Genomic DNA, 24,045 nt, shown 5'->3' with positions numbered 1-24,045 from the left:
AACCATGAACACTGAAAAAGCTGAACTTTTCACCCCCGCCCCCGAATGGTCCGGCCGCTCCGATGGCCCTGGCCCAGAGCATGCCCGTTGGCATAGCGTTATCAATCAGTCCACCGAATCCCCCGCCCCAGTAACCCTCCTGGGGTTTGCCTCCGATGAGGGCGTTCTGCGCAACGGCGGCCGCCAGGGTGCAGCCGCAGGCCCGGCCGCGCTGCGAGCTGCCCTAGGTTCCTTGGCAGTCCACCATGAGCATGCGCTTGCCGACGCCGGCACGATCACCACCCAGTCCGACGACCTCGACGGCGCCCACGATGCTCTTTCCGATAAAGTGCAGGAACTCGTCGAGGCCGGCACCCTCCCCATCATCCTGGGCGGCGGACACGAAACCGCCTTCGGCTCCCACCGCGGCCTCTACCGCGCGGTAGGCGCCACCAAGATCATCAACCTGGATGCTCACTTCGATCTGCGCCGCGCGAACCAAGCCACCTCCGGCACCCCGTTCAAGCAGATTTCGGAGCTTTCCGACGACTTCGACTACACCGTGTTGGGAATCTCCCGCCCCAATAACACCGCTGTGCTTTTCGACGAGGCAGAGAGCCTGAACGTCGCCATCACCCTGGACGAGGAACTAGTCAATCTCACCCCAGCCGAGTGCGCTGAGCTAGCCGCCAAGGCTACCGAGGGCAAGGACAAGGTCCACTTGTCCATCGACCTCGATGTCCTACCGGCTTCTACCGCGCCGGGCGTATCTGCCCCAGCTTCCCTGGGTGTGAGCTATGAGCGCATCCGCGCCATGGCCGTAGCAATCGCGCGGACGGGCAAGCTGGCCCTGGTGGACGTCGTCGAGCTCAATCCCACCTTTGACATAGATAACCGCACCGCCAAAGCGGCGGCGCGGCTTATCGATGACATCGTCACGGCCCACCTCGGGGCCTAGCTCTTAAATCAAAACAGCAGGTGAGCAATCGGCGTGGCGATAAGAATGGTCAGCGCCACGCGCTCAAACCAAATGATGACCAAGTGGGTCAGCTTCACCGGAATCTTGGTAGCCAGGATGCACGGCACCAGCGCCGAGAAGAAAATAATGGCAGAGACTGCCACCACGCCGATGACGAACTTGAGCACCATGCTGTCGCTGCCTGCCACTGCCGTGGCGGGCAGGAACATCTCCGCAATTCCCATGGCCGCACCCTTGCCCGCTTGTACCGGCTCCGGCAGCTGCACTACCCACGCGAATGGGTAGAACAGGTAACCAATCCACTCAAAGATGGGCGTAAAACGCGCCAGCAGCAGGCCAATGAGACCCACCGACATAATGGAAGGCACAATGGCCGCCGCCATGCGTACACCATCGCGCAAGTTCTCCCAGATGGATTCCCACAACGACGGCGCGCGCTGTAGCGCCAGCATGGCCTCGCGCCACGCGTTTTTGATGCGCGAGCCTTCTACCGGCTTTTCCGGATCTGGGTGCGCATCCGCAAAATACTCGTCCGGAATCGTCCGCAGCGGCGGAATCCGCACGGTAATGGCGGTAACCACAAAGGTCACAATGAGCGTGACAATGAAGTAGGTACCCCAGACCTTCATCAGGTCAAGCTGCTTGGCCACGATGACCATGAAGGCCGCAGAGACCGTCGAAAAGCCGGTGGCAATAATCGCTGCCTCGCGCCCGGTATAGCCGCCCTTTTGATAGACGCGGTCCGTGACCAAGATTCCCAGTGAATACGAGCCTACAAACGAGGCCACCGCGTCAATTGCTGAGCGCCCCGGAGTCTTCCACAGTGGCCGCATGATGGGCTGCATGAGCACGCCGACAAATTCCAGCAAACCAAAGCCAATGAGAAACGCGAGGAATGCACCACCAATAGGCACGATAAGGCCTACCGGAATGGCAATGGAGTTCCACAAAAATGGCACCAAATCCTCGTCACCGAGCACCCACGGCAGCGCGTCGATGACCATCAGGAACGAAACCACCGCGCCCACAATATTGAGCACCGCAAAGACTGCCTGCAGCACGCTTTCTTTGAACGCGCCGGTAGTAAAACTGCGCACCGTTCCGTACACTGCCAGGGCGAAGATAATCCACGGCACCGCCGCCGGAATCCCCTCACGCACCATCGTGACCATGTGGTCCAAAGGAATGGAGCGCTTATCCTGATACGTCACCGGCAGGAAGAATACGAACGCGCCAATCGCGCTATATAAAAAGAGTTTCCACCGTCCCCCAGGCTGCGGGATTTCCCCGTCATGGCTCTGGATGGAGGAGTAAACCGATTCGGTAGAAGTCACAGTAAAACCGTCCCCTCAAGCTTGCCTACAAAAATCAAGCCCGCGTGACAGCCTTACGCGAACATTGGGGACATGTTATCTAAGTAACAGCTCACTGTCTAGACGTTTTCGAGATCCAAGGCACAATAGAGTCATGTCTAAACCCATTCGCGTCGTCGGCGCCGTTTTCCATGACGGCCAGCGCTTCCTCGCCTGCCGAAAGAAACCGGGCAAGCCATTAGAAGGCCACTGGGAATTTCCAGGTGGAAAGATTGAGCCTGGTGAAACGCCTCAGCAAGCTCTAGCTCGGGAGATACACGAAGAGCTTAACCTCAAAGCCGAGGTGGGAGCGAAGCTCGCGACAACAACTTACGAGTACGAATTCGCGACCATTGAGCTAACGACTTTCTATTGCACGCTTGTCGACGGCGACCTCCGCCTGACCGACCACGACGAAACGAAGTGGGTTACCCCCGCAGAGGCCGCCAGTTTGAACTGGGCTCCCGCTGATATTCCAGCGGTAGAAGCATTAGCTTCTAATCACATCTAAGGAACGAAAGTTCCTTTCTTTCATAGTGTCCTTTCGCCAGCATTCGGCGGATATCCTCCGCTAAACGCAACACCAGCGGGAGAACATTTAGTCACTAATGCTCTCTTATGCCAATTTAGGATGCCCAGCCTTTAGAATTTGGTCATTATGAGCATCAGTCCCGACTCTTCCCTACCTTTCGGTGTATACGAAACCCCCATTACGACCCGTATTCGCGAACGAATGGAGGAAACGTTAAACCAACATCCTGCTGCAGGATTCGGTATCGGGCGAAGCTCCGATCAGGAAGCTCAGGGCCGCTATACTTCGGCGGTTTCTCAACACATCGGCTCACTCTTAGAACACCGTCTCCGTAGTTTGAAGTCGCCCGAGGACCGCGTTGCCCTCATCAACACCATTGCGCTTCTGCTGGGCGATGATGAAGGAATCGATTCCGAGGAGCTCCTCTATGCTGTGTACAACTCCGGATTAGCGGATCCTCCCCTCCTTCCTGACGTTTCACTCACCAAGAGCGCACTATTTACCAATGCCCGGGGAGAATCTAGTTTAACCAGCGAGATCGAAAGAGAAATTAAAACGGCCGATTCGGTAGACCTGCTGTGCGCTTTCATCAAGAATTCCGGCATTAGCGTCCTCGATAGACAGCTGGAGTATCTTCGCGATAACAAAATCCCATTCCGTCTTCTTACTTCTACGTACTGCGGTGCGTCTGACGCAGCCGCGCTCAGGCGATTGGTCGAGAAGTATCAGGCAGACGTGAAAATTTGCTATGAACACAAATCCACTCGCCTTCATGCCAAAGCTTGGCTGTTCCGACGAAAATCCGGTTTCGACACTGCATTTATTGGTAGTTCTAACCTGTCAAGGTCCGCTCTTGTCGATGGTTGGGAATGGAATGTCCGCGGCTCTAACACCGCAACACCGGAAGTGATTGATAAGTTCATCAAGACTTTCGATAGTTACTGGCACGACAGCCACTTTAAAACCTTCGTCCCAAATAGTGACATGGAGCGTCTCGAGCGGTCTCTACGCATAGCCAAAGGCGGTGAATCGTCCGGAGCACTTCGCCAATTGGAGCTTTCTGGCCTAGAGGTAACGCCTTACCCATACCAAGAAGAGATGCTCGAGGCTTTGCGGTCAGAGCGGGAGATAAAGGATCGACATCGAAACCTTCTGGTAGCTGCGACAGGAACTGGAAAGACCGTAGTTGCTGCACTAGATTATCGAAATCTTTGCGAACAATGGAAGCGACGTCCCCGATTGCTCTTCGTGGCTCACCGGAAGGAAATTCTTCACCAAGCCCGACGGACATTCCGAGAAGTTCTCAAAGACGCAGACTTTGGCGAGCTGCTTGTCGACGGCGCCGAGCCGCACCGTTGGGATTTTGTCTTTGCCAGCGTGCAATCCCTACGTGCTTCCCGTCTAGAACAGCTAGATCCCAAACGCTTTGATGTCGTAATAATCGACGAGTTTCATCACGCACAAGCTCCCACCTATAACGCGCTTTTAGGCCACTTCCAACCACGAGAGCTCTTAGGCTTAACAGCTACGCCGGAACGTGGTGATGGCGAAAACGTTCAGAAGTACTTTGACTATCGCGTTGCCCATGAACTGCGATTGTGGGATGCTTTGCGTTTGCAGCTGTTAGTTCCCATGCATTACTACGGGATCGCTGATGGGACGGACCTTTCTTCGTTGACCTGGATCCGAGGCAAGAAAGACTATAACTCCAGAGAGCTCTCCGAGTTCTACATCAAAGCAGGAGAAAAGCGCACCCGCTTCATTATTAACGAGCTGAACCGGCGCATTTTCGATCTCTCAGAGATGAAAGCCATCGGTTTTTGCGTCACTATCGCTCACGCAAAATATATGGCAACGCAATTCCAACAATTTGGAATCCCAGCGCGCGCTGTAACGAACGAACTCTCCGCCGCCGAGCGGGCCCAGGCCATTAGAGATCTGGAGACGGGTGAGGTCAAAGTTCTGTTTTCTGTAGATATATTTAACGAGGGCGTAGACATTCCTGCTGTTAACACCCTACTTTTGCTCCGCCCGACGCAAAGCCCCGTGGTCTTTTTGCAACAACTGGGTCGCGGTCTCCGTCTATCTCCAGGTAAAGACTCCTGTGTCATTTTCGATTTCATTGGCCAACAGCATGCGGATTTTGATTTCGAGCGCAAGTTCCATGCCCTAACTCGGAAACGGGGCAAGCGCTTGACCGAAGAAATTGAACAGGGATTTCCCACAACTCCGCCGGGGTCACATATTCAGCTAGACCAAACGACAACCGAGCAGGTTCTTCGCAATGTCAAGAAGATCTCACGAAATTCACTACGCAAAGTACGTGCATTACTTTCTGAAATTGGAACTACAGATCTTAAAGAGTTCCTTGAGGAATCAAATCTCCAGCTAGAAGATATCTACCGCCCCTCAAAATATTCGTGGACGCGGCTTCTTCGTGAAGAAGGCCTTATTCAGCAGAACGCCAATGAGACTGAAACATTTCTGCTCAATCGGATTCGGGTTTTCCTGCACGTCAACGATCCGCACCGAGTCGACGCCTATCTGCGCATCCTTTCCACCCCAGATCTCCGCTACGCTGACATGGCTCAATCCGATCAAGCCTTCACCCGAATGCTCGTCCTCGGGTTCTGGGCGAACTCAAATTCTCCGCATCCCGGTTCCTATGACAAGGCTCTGTCAATTTTGCGCCAGCACCCGCAGGTCGCTTGGGAATTGCAACAGGTTATGCAACTGTGCAGTGACTCTTCTCGAATCATTCCGCAGCATAGCGAGACTTCTGTGTTGGAAACGCACGCGGATTATTCATTGGCCGAACTAATTGGTGCTTTGGAGACTGGGAGCCTTGAACAACTTGTAAACCTTCCCCGCGAGGGCGTGAAATACTTCCCGGATATCAATACGGACCTGTTCTTGGTGACGTTTCAAAAAGATGAACAGGTAAGTGCCTCTACGAATTACCGAGACTATCCAATTTCACCCGATCTATTGCACTGGGAATCTCAATCAACAACGACGCTGAAGTCGAAAGCGGCTAAACGCTACATCGGCCATCAGAATCGTGATGGCAAGATTCTCATAGCCTCGCGCTTTAATAAGAAGAACGAAGTCGGTACAGCGAGCGCTTATACCTATTTAGGCGCTGTGGATTATGTGTCACACCATGGGGAAAAGCCGATCCAATTCGAATGGAAGCTCCAGCGAGCAATGCCCAAGGCACTCTACGCTGCGGGAAGAACGGTGGCATAGACGGCCGATCGAAAATTGAAATCTGCGTTTTCCTGATAGAAAAGCACCACCCTCCCTATAGTGATTAGCAACACAACTAATTGAGAGGGCGCCATGAGTCATACCCACGAATCAAATTCTGCCCGTCCTGCAGGCAGCAGGCACGACGCAGCAACGACAGACCAGGCCAGAGTGAAATGGACTTTAGTCGGTCCAGGATTAGTGGCCGCAGCGACAGGCGTCGGTGCGGCCGACCTAGTGGCCACCATGATCGCCGGCCAACGCTATGGCTACGCGCTCCTTTGGGCGGTCATCATCGGCACGATCATGAAGATCGTACTGGTCGAAGGTGTCGGACGGTATAGCCTCGCCACCGGAAACACGATGTTCCACGGTTGGCGCGAGCTGGGGCGTTGGACCGCCTGGTACTTTGCCCCTTATATCGTTATCTGGGGACTCGTATACGGAGCCGCCGCGATGTCCGGCACTGGACTAGCCCTCAGCGCTCTTTTCCCGAACACCAGCCTCGAAATGTGGGCAATTATTACGGGCATTTCCTGTTTCATTCTGACTTGGCTTGGCCAGTATCAGCTTTTTGAAAAACTTTCAGCCATCTTGGTCGGGATTATGTTTGTCACCGTAGTGGGCATCGCCGCCATTACTGCACCTAACCTTCCCGAAATCATCGGGGGCTTAGTGCCACAGATTCCGGATGGTTCCTTCGTCTATGTACTATCCATCGCTGGCGGAGTAGGTGGCACTATTACGCTAGCTACCTACGGTTACTGGCTGCGGGAAAAGGAATGGTACACGCCGAAATGGATGAAGGTTATGCGTATGGACAATGCGGTAGCTTACGCAGTCACCGGAATCTTCGTTCTGGCTACACTCGTGCTGGGCGCCGAGCTTCTTTACAGCGCCAACGTCGCCGTATCCGATAACGATCAGGGCCTCGTTGATATGGCGGATGTACTCGAGGACCGCTACGGAACCTTCATCTCCAAAATGTTCATCATCGGATTTTTCTCTGCCGCATTCTCCTCTTGCCTTGGTGTTTGGAACGGCGTGTCCCTCATGTTCGCCGACTATATTGGCCACCTCAAAAAGATTCCGCAAGGCGATCCGAGGACAAGTACCGGTGGAAAGTATTACCGCGCTTATCTCATCTGGCTAACCTTTCCACCAATGTTGTTGCTTCTCCTTGGAAAGCCAACTGGGCTCATCATCGCTTATGGAGTCCTCGGCTCACTTTTCATGCCCTTTTTAGGCCTGACCCTCCTGGTATTGCTGAATACCAGACACACGCCAAAGAAATGGAGAAATGGTTGGTTCGTCAACACCTTGATGGCGATTATCTCCGTCGCCTTCGTTTATCTATGCGTCTCCCAATTGGCTGAACTTTTCTAGCCCAACTCCAAATGCTTAGTTCTCCTGCGGCACCCGCTTCGGCTTATTCCCTACCTCAGCGTGCGGATCGCGGCCGAATGCCCAGGCAATGATGCCAATGGAGGCGATAGCGCCGCAAACGGTGAAGGCGAGGGGGAATCCGGCGGCGTCGGCAAGCAGGCCAATGAGCATGGGGCCTAAGATTTGGCCGAAGTCTCCGGCCATCTGGAAGGTGGATAGCACCTTGCCGCCGGAGCGGTCATTGCCCACGATGTCTCCCACTGCGGCCTGCTGGGAGGGGTTAATGAGCCCGGAAGATGCGCCGGCGAAGGCGGACACGAGCAGGAGGAACCAGACACTGGTAGCCATGCCCATGAGAACCATGAAAATGGCGGAACCGACCAGGCCGATAAGGATGAGTGGCTTGCGGCCGTGGATATCGGACCACCTGCCCGAAAATTGCAAGACGATGGCGTTCCCAGCAGCAAAGACCGCGAGTGCAAGGCCGGATGCCGCGGCGCCATTGTGGAAGATAGAGGCGGCAAATAGAGGAAGGACGGACACCCGCACGCCCATATTGATCCAGCTATGGGCAAAGTTGGAGGTCAGCACCGCGCGGTAGGCGGTATCGCCCCAGGCTTCCTGCAGGCGCATGGGCGGCAATTTATCCTTATTGGCCTGTTTGTGGTTGACGCGGGGCATTTGCCACCAGACAACGAATGCGGCGAGCGCGACGCCCACGCCGTAGATGAAAAATGGCCAACGAAAGCCCAGGAAGGACAGGCTGGCGCCAAGAACCGGGCCAGCAACATTACCTAGCAGGAAGGCTGTGGCATAGGTGGCAGAACACTTGCCGCGAATCGACGGCGGAGACATGCGCACAATTAGCCCCATGGCCGAGACCGTGAACATGGTCGAACCAATGCCGGCAAGCGCACGCAGGGCCACGATATGCCAGTAGCTTTGGGCAATGGAAACGAGTCCTGTGGTTACCGCGACTGTCATGAGCCCGATGAGGTAAACACGGCGTGAGCCAACGCGATCCACCAATGAACCGGACATCGGCGCAAATAGGAGGCGCGAGGCAGCGAAGATGGAAACCACCAAGCCCGCGGCGGCCATGGAGACATCGAAGCTCACCACAAACTGCGGCAAGAGCGGAGCGATGAGACCGTATCCCAACGCGATGATGAATGCGGCGGTGACCATAACCCAGATCTCGCGTGGAATGTGCGGTTTTTGTTCTGGGTTTATTTCCCCACTCTTCGTATTCATCATATCGGCTGCAACTCTAATCCTTCAGTTACGGGAAAGCCATTTTCGATCGCCCGTCGCACGTGCGTTCTAATTATGCGGGCTTGTGTCCGCACGGGACCCTAAGGTGATGGCCATGTACAAAGCACAAAAGAACTTTCCCCAGTCCACCCCGATGTTCCTCCCACGTTCCGCCAGCGAGATTGCCGCAGATTTGCTCTACCACGAATACGACACCATCGAGTCCATTACCGCTATCCTGCACCACCCACGTTCCCTGGCCCGCCCTACTCCCACCTGGCGCCCACCACTCAAGCAGCTGCCGACGGCCGCGGGTGGACCGGGCGGAGACTACTGCATGAGCATTACCCGCCACCGCGTGGGTTCACGCGTAAAGGCCCGAGTGCGCGGCTTTGGGCAAGACCGCATTCCCGCATACCTCATCACCATCCGCATAACCGAGAACTTTGGCCAAACGGTGGAACCTGCCGTGGCCGAAGGCTGGGTACGCACGCTTGTGCCGGCGGAGATGGTGGATGCTGTTCACGAGGTCTCTCGCGGCCCCAATGCCACCTATGTGTGGCTAGTGGATAGCTCTTATCAGCCGGTCCGCTCCCCCGAGTCGCTATTCGTCGGCTTGACCCAAGCCGCCTAAGCGGTCGCGGGCTGTTTTGTCTGCTGCCCCGGCACATCCGGTGCTGCATGCGGGTCAGGCGCGTGCAGGATCTTTTTCAATACTTCGCGGTTAAAGGTCACCGTGTAGTGTCGAGCGATTGCCTTGGGCATAAAACGCAAAACCAAGCAGGCGATGAGAACGGTAAAGACCTTGTCCAAGATGTCAGAGGTAAGGCCTTGCAGGATGATGGCCAGGCGCTCATCTTGAAAGATCAGCTCATAGAACTTGGTAAGGTTTTGCGGTTCCTGGCGTGGACGCCCGCTGAACGAAAAGATCAGGACATATACGCTCATCACGCCGGAGCCGATGCCCATACCGAGGCCGGAAAAAATGATCGACGAGAGCCTATTAAATACCCCGCGGCGGGCCATCAAACCCACGGCGGCGCCGATAAAGATGCCCACAGGAGCAAAGGCGAGATCATAGGCAAAGTACACTCCTCCCAACACCGTGGTGGTCAAGCCCGTGGCCATGCCCAGCACAGGACCGGCGATGATTGCCACGATGGAGGTACCCACAGCATCGAAGAACAACGGGGCTTGCGAGCGCACCGTCAACGAGCCCAGCAATAAATTTATCGAGGCACCGAAGATGGGATACAAGAGGATGCAATTGGGCACCAACCCATACTGCGAGGTGTATAACAGCACCGCAGCCACCAAGAGCAGCACCCAGACGCTGGCGGTCAGATAAGACTCAAAAGTCACGCTCACCGTGGAGTACACGCCAAGCACGGTGCAAAACCACGCGGCAAGCGAGAGTGCTACGGCAACAACGACAAGAACGTATCGCCACGTAGTATCGCGGTTCACTGCCATGGTTTTCTACTCCTCATAAGGTTTGGCCTGGGGCGGATTTTCAGTCCCAGGCCGGGAACCTTCTAAAGCCTAGTTGCCGGCGCGTGAAAGTAGCAAGACAATAAGGAATATATAATCTATACCCCTACCTGCAATGATGCTTTGAAAAAGAGAAAGGCCCAGCCCCACCGCAAGAAGGCGGTGAGCTGGGCTATGGGAGGTAGGGTTTACTTATCTTCAGCTGCTTCGGCCTCGGATTCATCGTCCACGTCGGCATCATCGGTGTCGAAGTAGTCCTCCTCTTCGTCCCCGTCATCCTCACCGAAGATGTCGTAGACGTCCGGTTCTTCATAGTCTTCATCATCGAAGGATACGAGCTGCGCTTCCCAGTCCAAAGCTTGCTCAGAGACAAGACCTAGGACGTCGAAGAGGCGATCGAAATCGGTGTAGGTACCAAGTTCGAGGGCCTCGGCAGGAACCTCCACGATGGGGACATCATCAAAGTCGGCGTTATCAAAGAGGGCGAGGCGGTCGGCCTCATCGAGATCCTCATCCTCTTCATCAACTTCCCAGGCGAGGGTGACGGCCTCATCTTCCATGTCATCTAGATCGTCTTCGTCGAAGTCGAAAGCGAGGAAGCGGACGATGGCAGAAGGGACACCGTCTATGGTTTCCACAAGCACGCGCAGCTCCGAGTCATTGGCTACTTCAGCCACGACAAGGTGCGGGTTGAGCTCATCTTGGGAAAATTCTAGTTCCGCAATGCGTTCATCGGTGCCCTCCAGCAGGTCGCGCAGGACGGTGACCACTTGGTCGGTAGCGATGTGGCGAGAAACCGCCTCCACGGCGTCATCTACAGAGAAGGCGACGGAGACCAAGACTGCCTCAAATTCCTCATCGTCTTCATCAACGTCTGCCGCAGCGATATAGACATTTGCTGCAGGCAGGAGCGGATCGATTTCAATAAATTGGATTTCCAGATCAGAGGTGATTGGAACGAACATGACGTCATCATTGACGCGGGACTCGATGCCCTCGGCATCCAATGCAGAAGCAATATCTTCGAAAAAGCTCATGGTGGTTTAAAATCCATCCTTCGGAAGCAGAGGTCCCCACGGTAGGCAAGCCGCCGCCCGCGGTCACTGTGGAGTCTACCGCTATTCCCACCCGTATGGTTGGAAGCCCAAAGATTTCACCAGCTCTGGGCGCCCACTTCCCCACTCCAACATGTGGTATCCCTCCCACGCTTGCCGCTTGAGCTCGTGCGGGGCGTTTTCAATATAGGCTTCCGCATCAAAGATCATGGTGGCCCGCTGCTTGAGCCCGTAGCGCGGCCAGCTCATCTTCGGGCGGCCACCGTGGATAAAGGCGGACCAGTGCTGCTGCATGGTGGCGGTAAGTTCTTCCATCTCCGCGCGCGAGCCCCAATTAGTAAGGAAGGACGCGCGCGAAGAATGTGGGTCACCAAAGACGTTGCCCAGCTCCATCGAGTGCATGGCCCCTAGGCCCAACCACTTGAGTACGGCAGAGGCGAAGTCGAAGCGGTACATCCACGTTGGTGCCACCTGCGCGTGGGCGGCGGCGATGCGGGTGGAGGGTGCCCAAAAGAGGGCGTCGGCAAGCAGGTGCGCAAAGTCTTCGCGGGCCACTGCGCCGTCATAAGCGGCAACCACCTCAGGGGCATGCTGGGGATCGAAGGAGGCCAATAGGCGCAGGGCGGCGCGCTCACGGGAGCTTTGGCGCTGGAAGAGGAATTTGCCAAAGCTAGCCTCGTCCGAGTTCGTGCCGATGAGCAGCGGAACTTGATGCTGGTGGCCGTTTTCAAAGGCGGCAATGGGGTGTTCTGGAATAAGCTCCTCATCCACCGTGGGCGCATAGCAAGAATTAAGGTGAATGAGCTCTCCAGCCCGCCACATCATGGACTGGCCGGAGCGCACCAAATCAGCAAAGTTTTCCTGCCGCAGATCCTCTACCGAGGTGCGGCGCGGCAAGGCCAACCGGTGAACCAGCTCGCGCGCCCACAAGGTGGATTGAGCCCGGGAGTGAATCATGGCGATCGGCGGGGACTGGGCGATGGCGCGATGGAATAGGCCCTCCGCGGGCGGGCTCGTCATCAAGGTCAAAACGGCCGCACCGCCGGCAGACTCGCCCATGAGGGTGACAGAGTCAGGGTCACCGCCAAAGGCGGCGATATTATCGCGCACCCACTGCAATGCCAAGATCTGGTCAGCCACCGCCGGGTTGGCACTGCAGTCGCCGCCTAGGCTGCGCAGGTCCAAATAACCCAAAGAGTTAAGGCGGAAATTGATGGATACGTAGACCACGTCCATGCGGGTGGCTAGCTCGAAACCACGAAGCATGAGCATATGAGACGAACCCATAATGAAGCTGCCGCCATGTAAATAGACCACCACAGGAAGCTTCTCCTCGGTGCGCGGGCGCACGATGTCGAGGTACAGGCAGTCCTCGGAGCCGATAATGCGGTCGGTCCAGGAGTACGTGGGCTGCGGGGCCGGCGGGCCGAACTGACTGCAATCGCGCACGCCCTCCCACGCCGGCGCGGGCTGCGGGGCGCGGAAGCGATTGTCCCCAGCGGTGGTATCTCCAAACGGGATACCGCGCCACGTCAACACCGGCCCGGCGCTAATGGGGCGATCGGGGCGCAGGTCCTCTTCAATAACACCGCGCACCCAACCAGAGGTGGTGCGCACCGTCAGCTCATCTGCCAGGGCGTTTCGAGCTTCCTCGTAGGCGCGGCGGGCGCGTTCGTGCGCCTGCTCCGCCTTCAGTCGCGCCGCCGCGGAGGACTCCTCCGAGAAGACATCCCCGGAATCGCGGTAATTCTCGTGCGGCCTAACCATGTCCACTAGCTTAGGTGGCCTGCACGCCCAGGGCGATCTGATTGCGGCGCGGCGGCACATTAATACAGCCTTTACTATGCTGGGCACGGATAAGTTTTAGCGAAAGAGAAGGACACATGGGTTTATTCACTAAAGATAAAAAGGACAACTCCACCGAGGTGGATACCGTCGATACCTATGACATCGATCCGGAGGACAGCAACCGCTTTACCTCTGCCCTGCTCAACTCTTTGGACCGCGCGGTATCGATACAATCTGGCGTCATCATCAAGTATGTCGAGAGCCTGAAAAAGCGCAATAAGGGCGCAAGCCCACAGAAGCTGCAGGAGCTCATTGACAAGCACTTCCTTAATATCACCTCCGGTACCGGTGCGGCCGCAGGTGCATCCGCCGCCATCCCGGGTGTTGGTTTGGTAACCGGCGCTGCCACCATCGCAGGCGAGTCCGTGGTTTTCTTAGAGGCCGCAGCTTGGTACATCTTGGCTTCTGCCTACCTGCGTGGCGATGACATCAAGTCCCCCGAGCGCTGCCGCGCCCTTGTACTCGTCGTGCTCACCGGCTCGAAGGGGTCCGCTTTGGTCGATACCTTTGTCGGGGACCTCAATAGCGTTGCCGGTATGCGCTCGGCCGCTAGCCTGTCCCGATTCTCCGGCCCCACTCTATCTGGCATCAACGGCCGCCTGACCAAGCTTTTTACCAAACAAGTCACCAAACGCCTCAAGTGGGCGTGGGTAAGCAAACTGATGCCCATGGGCATTGGCGCGGTATTAGGCACCACCGCCAATCGCAAGCTGGCCAAGCAGGTCATCGAGCACGCCGGCGAGCAGCTTTCCCCCCTTACCTAAGGCTAGGGGTAGCCAGAAACCGGAAAGTGGGGCTATTGATACCCCTAACATAGTGAGTTTAGGGGTATGCCCCGTATCATGTAGGCAGACTCTTTGGCGGGTGACGTATGCGCTCGTACAAAGGCCGCACTAAAGTCGAATAAACGACCATTTTAAAGCAGAGAAATGAGGCGAATACCTGCCGTGAGCACATCGAATATCTTCGGCCCCAATGCGTGGCTGATAGACGAGCAGTTCCAGCAGTACTCCAAGGACCCGAGCTCCGTAGATAAGGAGTGGCGCGACTACTTCGAGGCAAACGGCGCGCCTAAGTCCAAGGCCCCAGCCAAGGAGGCCGCGAAGCCGTCTAAGCCAGCCGCGAAGAAGACTGAGGGTACTACTACCGCCCGCAAGCAGGAAGTCCGCGAGACCAACGTGGACAAGTCCGTGTCCAAGGCACAGGAGAAGTCCGCTAAGGCACAGCAGTCCGTAAAGAAGTCTGAGTCCCCGCTGGACCATATTGCGGACTACAAGGGCGGCGAAGAGCGCCAGCTCAAGGGAATGTTCAAGGCAATTGCTAAGAACATGGAAGAATCCCTGGAAATTCCTACCGCTACCACCGTGCGCGATATGCCGGTCAAGCTCATGTGGGAAAACCGCTCTATGATCAATGACCACCTCAAGCGCACCCGCGGTGGCAAGATCTCCTTTACCCACATCATCGGCTACGCCATGGTCAAGGCCGTGCAGCTGCACCCAGATATGAACGTGCGCTACGAGCTCAAGGATGGCAAGCCTTTTGTCATCCAGCCCGAGCACATCAACCTGGGCCTAGCCATTGACCTCCCGCAGAAGGATGGCTCCCGCGCGCTGGTCGTTGCCGCCATCAAGGAGTGCGAGACCAAGTCCTTCTCCGAGTTTGTTGCGGCATATGAGGACATTGTTACTCGTTCCCGCAAGAACAAGCTCACCATGGATGACTTCTCTGGTGTGACCATTAACCTCACCAACCCGGGCGGCATCGGCACCCGCCACTCCATCGCCCGCCTGACTAAGGGCGCGGGCTCCATCATCGGCGTGGGCTCTATGGATTACCCGGCCGAGTTCGCCGGTGCTTCCGCAGATCGCTTGGCTGACCTAGGCGTAGGCCGCCTGGTTACCTTGACCTCCACCTATGACCACCGCGTTATCCAGGGTGCCGAGTCCGGCGAATTCTTGCGCACCATTGGCCAGCTGCTTGTCGACGGCGCGTTCTGGGACGACCTCTTCTCCTCCATGGGCGTGCCTTATGAGCCATTCCGTTGGGCACAGGACGTGCCGAACTCCGGCGTGGACAAGAACACCCGCGTCATGCAGCTCATCGAGTCCTACCGCTCCCGCGGCCACCTGCTGGCCGATACCAACCCGCTGGGCTGGGTACAGCCGGGCCTGCCTAACCCGGATCACCGCGACCTCGACATTGCGACCCACGGCCTCACTATTTGGGATCTGGACCGCACCTTCAACGTCGGTGGCTTTGGCGGCAAGGAGCAGATGACTCTGCGCGAGGTGCTGTCTCGCCTGCGCGCCGCCTATACCTTGAAGGTCGGCTCCGAGTACACCCACATCCTGGACCGCGATGAGCGCGGCTGGCTGCAGGACCGCCTCGAGGCGGGAATGCCGAAGCCCACCAATGCGGAGCAAAAGTACATCCTGCAGAAGGTCAATGCCGCCGAGGCATTCGAGAACTTCCTGCAGACCAAGTATGTGGGCCAGAAGCGCTTCTCCCTCGAGGGCGCTGAGACCCTCATTCCGCTGCTGGATTCCATCATTGATACCGCCGCCGGCCAGGATCTGGACGAGGTCGTCATCGGTATGCCGCACCGCGGCCGCCTGAACGTTCTCTTCAATATCGTGGGTAAGCCGCTGGCCGATATCTTCGACGAGTTCGACGGCAACTACAAGGGCGGCCAGCTCGGCGGCTCCGGTGACGTTAAGTACCACTTGGGTTCTGAGGGCCACCACCTCCAGATGTTCGGCGATGGCGAAATCAAGGTCACCCTTGCTGCCAACCCGTCCCACCTCGAGGCCGTGGACCCAGTCATGGAAGGCATCGCGCGCGCTAAGCAGGACATTTTGGACAAGGGCCCAGAGGGCCACACCGTTGTTCCGGTCATGCTCCACGGCGATGCATCCTTCACCGGCCTGGGCATCGTCCAGGAGACCATCAACCTGTCCCAGCTGCGCGGTTATACCAACGGCGGCACCGTCCACATCGTAGTTAATAACCAGGTGGGCTTCACCACTACCCCGGATTCCGGCCGTTCCACCCACTACGCCACCGACTTGGCCAAGGGCTTCGACTGCCCGGTCTTCCATGTCAATGGCGACGACCCAGAGGCTGTTGTTTGGGTGGGCCAGATGGCTGCCGAGTACCGCCGCCAGTTTGGCAAGGATGTCTTCATCGACCTCATGGTCTACCGCCTGCGCGGTCACAATGAGGCCGATGACCCATCCATGACCCAGCCAGAGCTTTACTCTGTCATCGACGAGCACAAGGCAGTGCGCGAGCACTACACCAACGACCTCATCGGCCGTGGTGACCTCTCCGCCGAAGACGCCGAAGCAGCCGCACGCGACTTCCACGATCAGATGGAGTCCGTCTTTGCCGAGCACAAGGAAGCTGGCAAGGCTCGCCCGAAGGAGCAGACTGGCATCACCTCCTCCCAGGAGCTCACCCGCGGCCTGGATACCTCCATCACCGCCGAGGAACTCGCCGAGCTCGGTGCCGCCTATGGCAACCCACCAGAGGACTTCGAGTACCACAAGCGCGTGGGCAAGGTAGCCAAGGATCGCGAGAAGTCCTCTCGTGAGGGCGGCATCGACTGGGGCTGGGGCGAACTCATCGCCTTCGGTTCCCTGGCCGGCGAGGGCAAGGTCGTCCGCCTGGCTGGTGAAGATTCCCGCCGCGGTACCTTCACCCAGCGCCACGCCGTTACATTCGACCCACGCAACGGCAATGAGTACAACCCGATGCACGCCATCGCCGCCTCCAAGGGCAACGGTGGCAAGTTCATGGTCTACAACTCCGCGCTGACCGAGTACGCTGGCATGGGCTTCGAATACGGCTACACCGTGGGCAACCCAGACGCCCTCGTGGCGTGGGAGGCACAGTTCGGTGACTTCGCCAACGGTGCCCAGACCATTATCGATGAGTACATCTCCTCCGGTGAGGCCAAGTGGGGCCAGCTGTCCAGCCTGGTACTCCTGCTGCCGCACGGCTACGAGGGCCAGGGTCCGGACCACTCCTCCGCCCGCATTGAGCGCTACCTCCAGCTGTGCGCTGAGGGCTCGATGACCGTGGCTCAGCCTTCCACCCCGGCTAACCACTTCCACCTACTGCGCCGCCAGGCACTCGGTGAGATGAAGCGTCCATTGGTCGTCTTCACTCCGAAGTCCATGCTGCGCAACAAGGCGGCCACCTCCGCCGTGGAGGACTTCACCGAGGTCAAGCGCTTCCAGTCCGTTATCAATGATCCGAACTACGTTGACGTTGACGGTAAGAAGGTCGGCGATACCGATAAGGTCAAGACCATCATGCTGGTCTCCGGCAAGCTGTACTGGGATCTGGAGAAGAAGCGTGAGGCCGACGGCCGCGATGACATCGCCATCGTCCGCGTGGAGATGCTCCACCCGATTCCGTTCAACCGCCTGCGTGAGGCATTTGAGGCTTACCCGAATGCCACCCAGATTCGCTTCGTACAGGACGAGCCGGCCAACCAGGGTCCATGGCCGTTCTACAATGAGCACCTGCGCACCCTGATCCCAGATATGCCTGAAATGGTTCGCGTTTCCCGCCGTGCCCAGTCCTCGACTGCTACCGGCAATGCCAAGGTGCACCAGATTGAGCAGAAGAACCTGCTGGAAGAGGCTTTTGACATCTAGAGCTCTTCGAATTGTTTAAACCCCAGTGAGGACTCCTCACTGGGGTTTACTCATGCGGGCCAACGTTCCTCAGGAACTACGGACTCGGCTCGCTTTTCAACTAGAACTTTCTTCTCACTCGACTCTCCTTGCCTCTCACGTACTTAGCGCACACTTCACTCCTTTCGCGCTCACGGGGAGTGACCGCTGCGAGAAAGGTGCGTTACCGGTGAGCGCGAAGGGAGGGAGTGAGGGTATTGCTGTGCTATGGCCGACCGCGTTCGCAACAGCACCGTTGATCGGATCTGCTGAAATGTTCGGGAATTGGCATCTACGTCAAGCTCGAAGGCTTTGGGCGCCGTTCAGATAACCAAGAGCTGTCGGGCCCGTTGGTTTTACTTGACTTGGTGGTTTCCGAGTTGTCGACGCCTGGAAACTTTCGCCTACCCGCCAAAGAAAAACTATTTGGAGCCTCCGGTGAGATCAGACCCACCGGAAGAATCTGAGTCGCCTTCCTCATCGAGCATTTTCGTGCCGGAGCCGTGCAGCCACGTGCGAACCACTTTTGCCACGTCGCCTTTTTGCTCTGCCTCTTGCGCCAATTCAGAGATGTCTTTTCGCGTGATGAACTTCGTCAATGAAGCTATAGATTGGCGTTCCTCGCGGTCCAAGAGATCATCCTGGTAGAGCGCCACAAAATTCTCGGGGAGCTTTGGCTCCGCGTCCTCACAGCCAGTGGCGCTGGATGGTTCCACCGCGGCTAGGTCGCCTGGAAGTGCAGACATTAAAGCGATGTGAGTACGCGCCAGGTAGTCCTCGCCGCCGGGTTGGGAGGATTGCTGAGCTTTTCTATAGTCCTTGGATACTTCCCGCGCCTCACCGGGATTGAGAACGCTGAGAAAAGCCCCCGTGCAGCCGACATAAAAATTACCATTGGGGTTCAAATAGCGACCGGACTTAGACTCTTGGAAAATATCCTCCCTAACAAGAGAGGCCTCACGCCCCTGTCTGATCAGCTCTTGACGAAAGATCTCCGCCAGAACTACTTGGTCGGTCTCACTAGCATCTACCATGATGCCAACGGGGGCACGCTTAACATTATCCGCATAAGGATCTCCATCAAACTGGGAGGAGCAGCCGGTAAGCAGCATGGCAGAGAGCACCACGCCAGCAATGGCGTGGGCAGGGCGGGCACAGCTGCGCATGGCGATACTATTCTCCTTCAGATTGGCGGCGCTCGAGCGTCTAGATGATTCTACACCGAGGGCGTGTTTACCTCCTGATGCGGCCCGACTAAGATGGCAAGGGTTATGTCTAGCGTTATTACTGAATCCGCCGTACGCGAGGCACTTTCCCGCGTTGAAGATCCCGAAATCGGGCGCCCTATCACCGAGCTCAACATGGTGAAATCAGTTTCTGTCACCGGAAACGATGTAGCCGTAGAAATTTACCTCACCATCGCTGGCTGCCCCATGAAATCCACCATCGAGTCCAATACTCGCGCAGCAGTAGAGGATATCGAGGGCGTAGGAAACGTCACCGTGACGATGGAAGCCATGAGTGATGAGCAGCGCCGCGAGCTGAAAAAGAAGCTTCGTGGCGGCCAAGCTGAGCCGGAAATCCCGTTTGCCAAGCCAGAATCCACCACGCGAGTCTTTGCGGTGGCTTCTGGCAAGGGCGGCGTCGGCAAGTCCTCGATGACGGTAAATCTCGCCGCGGCGCTGGTGCACAAGGGGCTTAAAGTCGGCATCGTCGATGCCGATATTTACGGCCACTCTGTTCCTAATCTGCTGGGCTGCACCGATGGCCCGACCGTTCTCGATGATGAGATGCTTTTGCCCCCGATTTCCCACGGCATTAAGCACATCTCCATCGGGCAATTCGTCGAAGGCAACGCCCCTGTGGTCTGGCGCGGACCTATGCTCCACCGTGCATTGCAGCAGTTCTTGGCCGACGTTTTCTGGGGTGACCTAGACGTTCTCCTGCTGGATCTGCCTCCAGGCACTGGCGATATCGCCCTATCCGTGGCCCAGCTCATTCCTAATGCGGAGTTGCTCATCGTTACCACCCCGCAAGCCGCAGCTGCCGAGGTGGCAGAGCGTGCCGGGTCCATCTCCCAGCAGACGCGCCAGCGCGTGGCCGGTGTGATTGAGAATATGGGCGCTATGGTCATGCCGGATGGTTCCACCATGGATGTCTTTGGTACCGGCGGCGGACAGATTGTGGCCGATCGCCTCGGCGTCATTCTTGGCCATGAGGTTCCACTGCTGGCTTCGGTGCCTCTGGATCCCACCCTACGCAGCGGTGGCGATGCCGGCACGCCGATCGTTATAGACGCCCCCGAGTCCCCCGCCGCCCAACAGATCCAGGCGGTGGCCGATAAACTGGCCATCCGCTCCGATTCCCTAGTGGGCAAAAACCTGAACTTGGGCGTGAACTAGCCCCTAGGTTACATCTTCCCACATGCCGCCGCCGGTGGATTCTTCCCCACCGCGCGGCGGTTTCTTCTCGGGCGCAGGCTGCTCCGTCGATTGCGGTTGCGAAGCTGCGGCGCGCTGCTGCGGCTGTGGCTGCTGCGGCTGTTCGGCAAAAACCTGGGAATAGTCGAAGCTTGGGCGCTGTTGCGGTTGCTGCTGTTCCGGCTCCTTTGGAGCGGTATTGCTCTTAATATCTTCTGCCATCTTCTGGGGATTGAAATCATCCCAGGCGGATTCGTCGCCGTCGAAAAGCGCCTTGGTGATTGCGCCCTTCGGCCCCAAACGCGTCCACTGCGCGGCTTGGGTAAGCGGGCCACGGATATCATCAAATTCCGAGGTAATAGAGCCCATCTCCCCATTGAGCTCCGCCTTGGCATTATTGATGGCCTTCCGCGCCGCATAAATGGCTGCGCGCACGTCCTTAATCACCTCAGGCATGCGTTCTGGGCCGATGACGATGATGCCCAAGAGCACAATGACGAAAATCTCGGGCCAACCAATGGAAGAAAACACGCTTAAATACTAGTCCTTCGCTCTTAGCCGCGCTGATTGTGCTTGATTGCGCGAACCACCATCTCCACCTTGTCCAAGAAGTCCTGCTGGGGCCGGTGCGCTGGCGTTGCTGCATCGGGCCCCGGGGTTACCCCCTCCGTGGCAATGCCTGCGAGCTTCGCGAGCAAGGATTGCGGCGCCTTAACCGTTGCGGACTCCGCGCAGTGGCGCACCCATTCCGAGGCACGACGCTGCTGATGCACATCCGCGCGGCATTCAGCGCAGTGCACCAGGTGAATGCGCACACGGTGCATAAATTTTGGCTCCATCTCGCCGTCCACAAAGGCAACAACCGCCTCTGGGCCCAAATGCCCGATGGTATCGCTACGCCGCGCCTTGGCCTTCGCCCTATCGCGAGCCTTGGCTTGGGCGGCATCAAATCCGCCGTGCACGCTCAGCATGGACAAGGTTCGGCGTCCTCGCAGCGAGTCCATCGATCCCTCCTCCACTAGTTGCTCGGCCTTCATTGACGCGGAAAGTCCCCGCCGGCAGCGGGGACTATGCAGTTTCTCTAAAGTTTAGCGCGTACGCAGCAGCATGCGCGTTTCCGCATTGGTTTGCGCCTCTTTTTCTAGCGCCGCGCGTAACTGGGAACGGCCGCGGTGGATGCGCGAGCGCACCGTACCCATCTTGACACCAAGGGTCTCTGCAATCTCGTCATAGCTCATCCCAACGACATCGCACAGGACCACGGCCACGCGGAAATCGGGAGCCAGCCCGTCGAGCGCGGACTGCAAAGCTGGATCCAGGTTAGCCACGGAATAAGCCTGCTCCGGGGTCATATCCGTACCAAGAACGCGTTCATAATCCTCTGGCAGGGCCTCCATGCGGATCTTGGAACGGTGACGCACCATATCCAAAAAGAGGTTAGTGGTAATACGGTGCAACCAGCCTTCAAACGTTCCGGCTTGATACTTGTCCAAGGAGCGGAAGACGCGCATGAAGGTTTCCTGGGTGAGATCCTCGGCGTCATGCTGATTGCCAGACAGGCGATAAGCCAAGCGGTAGACCCCATCGGCGTGCTCGGCCACGAGGTCACCCCAAGCGGGCATGTCGCCCGTGCCAGCATCGAATGCTGCGGTACCGGTCAACTCTGCCTCAGAGGTTGCAGGTTGAAGGGATTCGGCATCGCGCTTCATCTTTGTCATGCATGTCATCTTTCTACACTCAGCACAGAAACTCCAGCCATAGTACTGATAATATCCTGTGAACCCGTCACATTATCCCCACCGACCACAACCTTGCTGGCTAAGCGCGTTTTTGCCACATTGGCGGACACTTTTCCCTATGGTTTATTACGTGACTAATACCGCATACGAAGCACTGCGTTCTTATATCGAGACCAACAGCGAAGCATCCCCGGCCCTAAGTGGCGCACGCGACCACGCCGCAGAGTACGGCTTGCCAGTCCCGGATGAATCCACCGGCCAGCTGCTCACCACCCTGACGGCCGCCTCCACTGGTTCCACCGAGCGTCCTCAAGCTGTGGCCATTACCCCGGCCGCCAATGTAGTGGGCCTCTATGTGCTCGCCGGCATGCCCGATAACGGCATTTTGACCTGCATCGACCCCGAGGCGGAGCACCAGCGCAGCGCCAAGACCGCATTCCGCGAGGCCGGCTACGCGCCATCCCGCGGCCGTTTTTTGCCATCGCGCCCACTCGAAGTCATGGGTCGCCTTGCCAACGATGCTTATCAGGTGATCTACGCCGACGTCGCCGCGCTCGAGTTACCAGCCATCATCAAGGCCGCCTGGCCACTGCTGCACCAGCGCGGCACCCTAGTCTTGGCTAATTCTTTGCTCGATGGCACGCTTGCCGACGCCTCCCGGACCGACCGCGACACCGCCGCCGCCCGCGAAGCAGACGAGTACCTGCGCGAGCTCGAGGGGGCGAGCGTAACCCGCTTGCCGCTGGGTTCCGGGCTCACCCTCGTGACGAAGCTCTAGACCTTTTGGTTTTTGCCGACGACGACCACGCCGCCGTCAGAAACCTTAAAGCGCTCTTCATCACGCTCGCGGTCCACTCCGATAATCGCGCCATCACTAACGACGACGTTCTTATCTAGGATCGCGCGGCGCACCACTGCACCGCGCCCGATACGCACGCCAGGCAGGATCACTGATCCTTCGACCGTAGCTCCGTCGGCCACATGGACATCGGACGCCAGCACTGAATTGCGCACAGTGCCGCCAGAGACGATGCAGCCTGGGGCCACCATCGACGACTGCGCGATGCCGTTTTGCACGAACTTGGCCGGTGGGAAATTGGAATCATCCGTCGAGTGGATCGGCCAATTCTGGTTATAAAGGTTGAAAATCGGGTGCACCGAAATCATGTCCATGTGCGCCTCGTAGAAGGAATCGATGGTGCCGACGTCGCGCCAGTAGCCGTGGTCACGCTCAGTAGCCCCTGGCACTTCATTGGCCATGAAATCGTACACATGCGCCTGTCCCCGCTCCACAAAGTACGGGATAATATCACCGCCCATATCGTGGGCGGAGTCCTCGTTCTTTTCGTCCTCCAAAAGGGCGTCGATAAGCGCCTGCGCTGTAAAGACATAATTGCCCATCGAGGCATAGCTCATATTCGGATCATCCGGAGTAGCCGGCGGGTCCGCGGGCTTTTCCACGAATTGCGTAATCGTGCCCATGCCATCGGCTTGGATGCAGCCAAAGGCCGTCGCTTCCGAGCGCGGTACGCGAATACCTGCCACCGAACAATCCAATCCGGTGGCGATATGCTCTTCTACCATCTGTGCCGGATCCATGCGGTATACGTGGTCTGCACCAAAGACGATGACATAATCCGGATTCTCGTCATAGATGAGGTTCAGCGACTGCACAATTGCATCTGCCGAGCCGTTGTACCAGCGCTTGCCGCGGCGCTGCTGGGCGGGCACCGAGGCAATATACTGCGGGGTCGGCCCCGCCAAGTTCCACGCCTGGGAAATGTGGCGGTCCAGAGAATGGGACTTGTACTGGGTCAGCACCGCAATCTTGAGATAACCGGCATTGACCAGATTGGACAAAACGAAATCAACGAGGCGGTAGGAACCACCGAAGGGTACGGCGGGCTTGGCGCGGTCTTCGGTCAGGGGGAAAAGGCGCTTTCCCTCACCGCCGGCGAGGACAATGGCTAGGACATTCGGCAGGCTTCTCACGTTTTCAAACCTATCCGCAAATCCCACATTCCGCAGCAGAACTTTGCACATTTTTACCCCCATATCGGAATTCTGCACATGACA

Annotated in this window: 19 protein-coding genes; 9 read left to right on the top strand and 10 right to left on the bottom strand. The window is 57.5% G+C overall.

Going from position 1 to position 24,045, the window contains the following annotated elements; translation table 11 throughout:
• Window positions 1–4: 4 nt before the first annotated feature.
• Window positions 5–937, top strand: a complete 933-nt coding sequence (gene hutG, locus ACLI1M_RS04660; protein WP_248098968.1) for a formimidoylglutamase — start codon at window positions 5–7, stop codon at window positions 935–937.
• Window positions 938–945: 8 nt separating this feature from the next.
• Here hutG and ACLI1M_RS04655 read toward each other — a convergent pair whose 3' ends face one another.
• Window positions 946–2,292 (bottom strand): YjiH family protein, encoded by a 1,347-nt coding sequence (locus ACLI1M_RS04655; protein WP_248098969.1) that lies wholly within the window; start codon window positions 2,290–2,292, stop codon window positions 946–948.
• Window positions 2,293–2,425: 133 nt separating this feature from the next.
• Between ACLI1M_RS04655 and ACLI1M_RS04650 the strand changes: the two genes are divergently transcribed.
• From ACLI1M_RS04650 to ACLI1M_RS04640, 3 genes are all read left to right on the top strand, one after another.
• Window positions 2,426–2,821, top strand: coding sequence for a (deoxy)nucleoside triphosphate pyrophosphohydrolase (locus ACLI1M_RS04650; protein WP_248098971.1), 396 nt, complete (start codon window positions 2,426–2,428; stop codon window positions 2,819–2,821).
• Window positions 2,822–2,968: 147 nt separating this feature from the next.
• On the top strand, window positions 2,969–6,091 hold the full coding sequence (locus ACLI1M_RS04645) for a DUF3427 domain-containing protein (RefSeq protein WP_248098973.1): 3,123 nt from the start codon (window positions 2,969–2,971) through the stop codon (window positions 6,089–6,091).
• Between the two features lie 201 nt (window positions 6,092–6,292).
• Window positions 6,293–7,477, top strand: coding sequence for an Nramp family divalent metal transporter (locus ACLI1M_RS04640; RefSeq protein WP_248098975.1), 1,185 nt, complete (start codon window positions 6,293–6,295; stop codon window positions 7,475–7,477).
• A 15-nt stretch (window positions 7,478–7,492) separates the two neighbouring features.
• Here the strand turns inward: ACLI1M_RS04640 and ACLI1M_RS04635 are convergent, their stop codons facing one another.
• Window positions 7,493–8,734, bottom strand: a complete 1,242-nt coding sequence (locus ACLI1M_RS04635) for an MFS transporter (protein ID WP_248098977.1) — start codon at window positions 8,732–8,734, stop codon at window positions 7,493–7,495.
• 112 nt (window positions 8,735–8,846) lie between these two features.
• Here ACLI1M_RS04635 and ACLI1M_RS04630 point away from each other — a divergent pair, with 112 nt between their 5' ends.
• Window positions 8,847–9,365, top strand: a complete 519-nt coding sequence (locus ACLI1M_RS04630) for a hypothetical protein (RefSeq protein ID WP_232212585.1) — start codon at window positions 8,847–8,849, stop codon at window positions 9,363–9,365.
• On the opposite strand, the gene ACLI1M_RS04625 is transcribed toward ACLI1M_RS04630, so the two are convergent.
• From ACLI1M_RS04625 to ACLI1M_RS04615, 3 genes are all read right to left on the bottom strand, one after another.
• Window positions 9,362–10,204, bottom strand: a complete 843-nt coding sequence (locus ACLI1M_RS04625) for a hypothetical protein (protein WP_248098978.1) — start codon at window positions 10,202–10,204, stop codon at window positions 9,362–9,364. The two genes, ACLI1M_RS04630 and ACLI1M_RS04625, sit on opposite strands and share 4 nt — an antisense overlap.
• 206 nt (window positions 10,205–10,410) lie before the next feature.
• Entirely contained in the window at window positions 10,411–11,259 is an 849-nt protein-coding gene (locus tag ACLI1M_RS04620; RefSeq protein WP_023021822.1) for a hypothetical protein, read from the bottom strand.
• An 81-nt stretch (window positions 11,260–11,340) separates the two neighbouring features.
• Complete coding sequence (locus ACLI1M_RS04615) at window positions 11,341–13,044, bottom strand: carboxylesterase/lipase family protein (RefSeq protein ID WP_248098979.1); 1,704 nt, start codon at window positions 13,042–13,044, stop codon at window positions 11,341–11,343.
• A 116-nt stretch (window positions 13,045–13,160) separates the two neighbouring features.
• On the opposite strand from ACLI1M_RS04615, the gene ACLI1M_RS04610 reads away from it, so the two are divergent.
• Together ACLI1M_RS04610 and ACLI1M_RS04605 are read left to right on the top strand one after the other, a co-directional pair.
• Window positions 13,161–13,889 (top strand): hypothetical protein, encoded by a 729-nt coding sequence (locus ACLI1M_RS04610; protein WP_411706702.1) that lies wholly within the window; start codon window positions 13,161–13,163, stop codon window positions 13,887–13,889.
• Between the two features lie 183 nt (window positions 13,890–14,072).
• Complete coding sequence (locus tag ACLI1M_RS04605; RefSeq protein ID WP_411706701.1) at window positions 14,073–17,792, top strand: multifunctional oxoglutarate decarboxylase/oxoglutarate dehydrogenase thiamine pyrophosphate-binding subunit/dihydrolipoyllysine-residue succinyltransferase subunit; 3,720 nt, start codon at window positions 14,073–14,075, stop codon at window positions 17,790–17,792.
• Window positions 17,793–18,232: 440 nt separating this feature from the next.
• Here the strand turns inward: ACLI1M_RS04605 and ACLI1M_RS04600 are convergent, their stop codons facing one another.
• The gene (locus ACLI1M_RS04600) at window positions 18,233–18,976 is read right to left on the bottom strand and encodes a hypothetical protein (protein ID WP_248098981.1); all 744 of its coding nucleotides are present in this window, start codon (window positions 18,974–18,976) and stop codon (window positions 18,233–18,235) included.
• 105 nt (window positions 18,977–19,081) lie between these two features.
• Here ACLI1M_RS04600 and ACLI1M_RS04595 point away from each other — a divergent pair, with 105 nt between their 5' ends.
• The gene (locus tag ACLI1M_RS04595) at window positions 19,082–20,212 is read left to right on the top strand and encodes an Mrp/NBP35 family ATP-binding protein (RefSeq protein WP_023021827.1); all 1,131 of its coding nucleotides are present in this window, start codon (window positions 19,082–19,084) and stop codon (window positions 20,210–20,212) included.
• A gap of 3 nt (window positions 20,213–20,215) precedes the next feature.
• Here ACLI1M_RS04595 and ACLI1M_RS04590 read toward each other — a convergent pair whose 3' ends face one another.
• The 3 genes from ACLI1M_RS04590 to sigE all read right to left on the bottom strand — a co-directional run bounded on the left by ACLI1M_RS04590 (window position 20,216) and on the right by sigE (window position 21,948).
• Window positions 20,216–20,761 (bottom strand): twin-arginine translocase TatA/TatE family subunit, encoded by a 546-nt coding sequence (locus tag ACLI1M_RS04590; protein WP_248098983.1) that lies wholly within the window; start codon window positions 20,759–20,761, stop codon window positions 20,216–20,218.
• Between the two features lie 23 nt (window positions 20,762–20,784).
• Window positions 20,785–21,234 (bottom strand): anti-sigma factor family protein, encoded by a 450-nt coding sequence (locus tag ACLI1M_RS04585; RefSeq protein ID WP_248098985.1) that lies wholly within the window; start codon window positions 21,232–21,234, stop codon window positions 20,785–20,787.
• Window positions 21,235–21,318: 84 nt separating this feature from the next.
• Window positions 21,319–21,948 carry an RNA polymerase sigma factor SigE gene (gene sigE / locus ACLI1M_RS04580; RefSeq protein ID WP_248098988.1) on the bottom strand — a complete coding sequence of 210 codons (630 nt, stop codon included), beginning with the start codon at window positions 21,946–21,948 and terminating at the stop codon, window positions 21,319–21,321.
• A 151-nt stretch (window positions 21,949–22,099) separates the two neighbouring features.
• On the opposite strand from sigE, the gene ACLI1M_RS04575 reads away from it, so the two are divergent.
• Entirely contained in the window at window positions 22,100–22,747 is a 648-nt protein-coding gene (locus ACLI1M_RS04575) for an O-methyltransferase (RefSeq protein WP_200287764.1), read from the top strand.
• On the opposite strand, the gene glgC is transcribed toward ACLI1M_RS04575, so the two are convergent.
• Window positions 22,744–23,961: a glucose-1-phosphate adenylyltransferase gene (gene glgC / locus ACLI1M_RS04570; protein ID WP_086588169.1), complete on the bottom strand. Its 1,218-nt coding sequence runs from the start codon at window positions 23,959–23,961 to the stop codon at window positions 22,744–22,746. The two genes, ACLI1M_RS04575 and glgC, sit on opposite strands and share 4 nt — an antisense overlap.
• Window positions 23,962–24,045: the final 84 nt, after the last annotated feature.

The organism is Corynebacterium sp. LaCa54, assembly GCF_046717495.1.
GTDB classification, from domain to species: Bacteria; Actinomycetota; Actinomycetes; order Mycobacteriales; family Mycobacteriaceae; genus Corynebacterium; species Corynebacterium kefirresidentii.
This window is presented reverse-complemented; position numbering and strand designations above follow the sequence as displayed.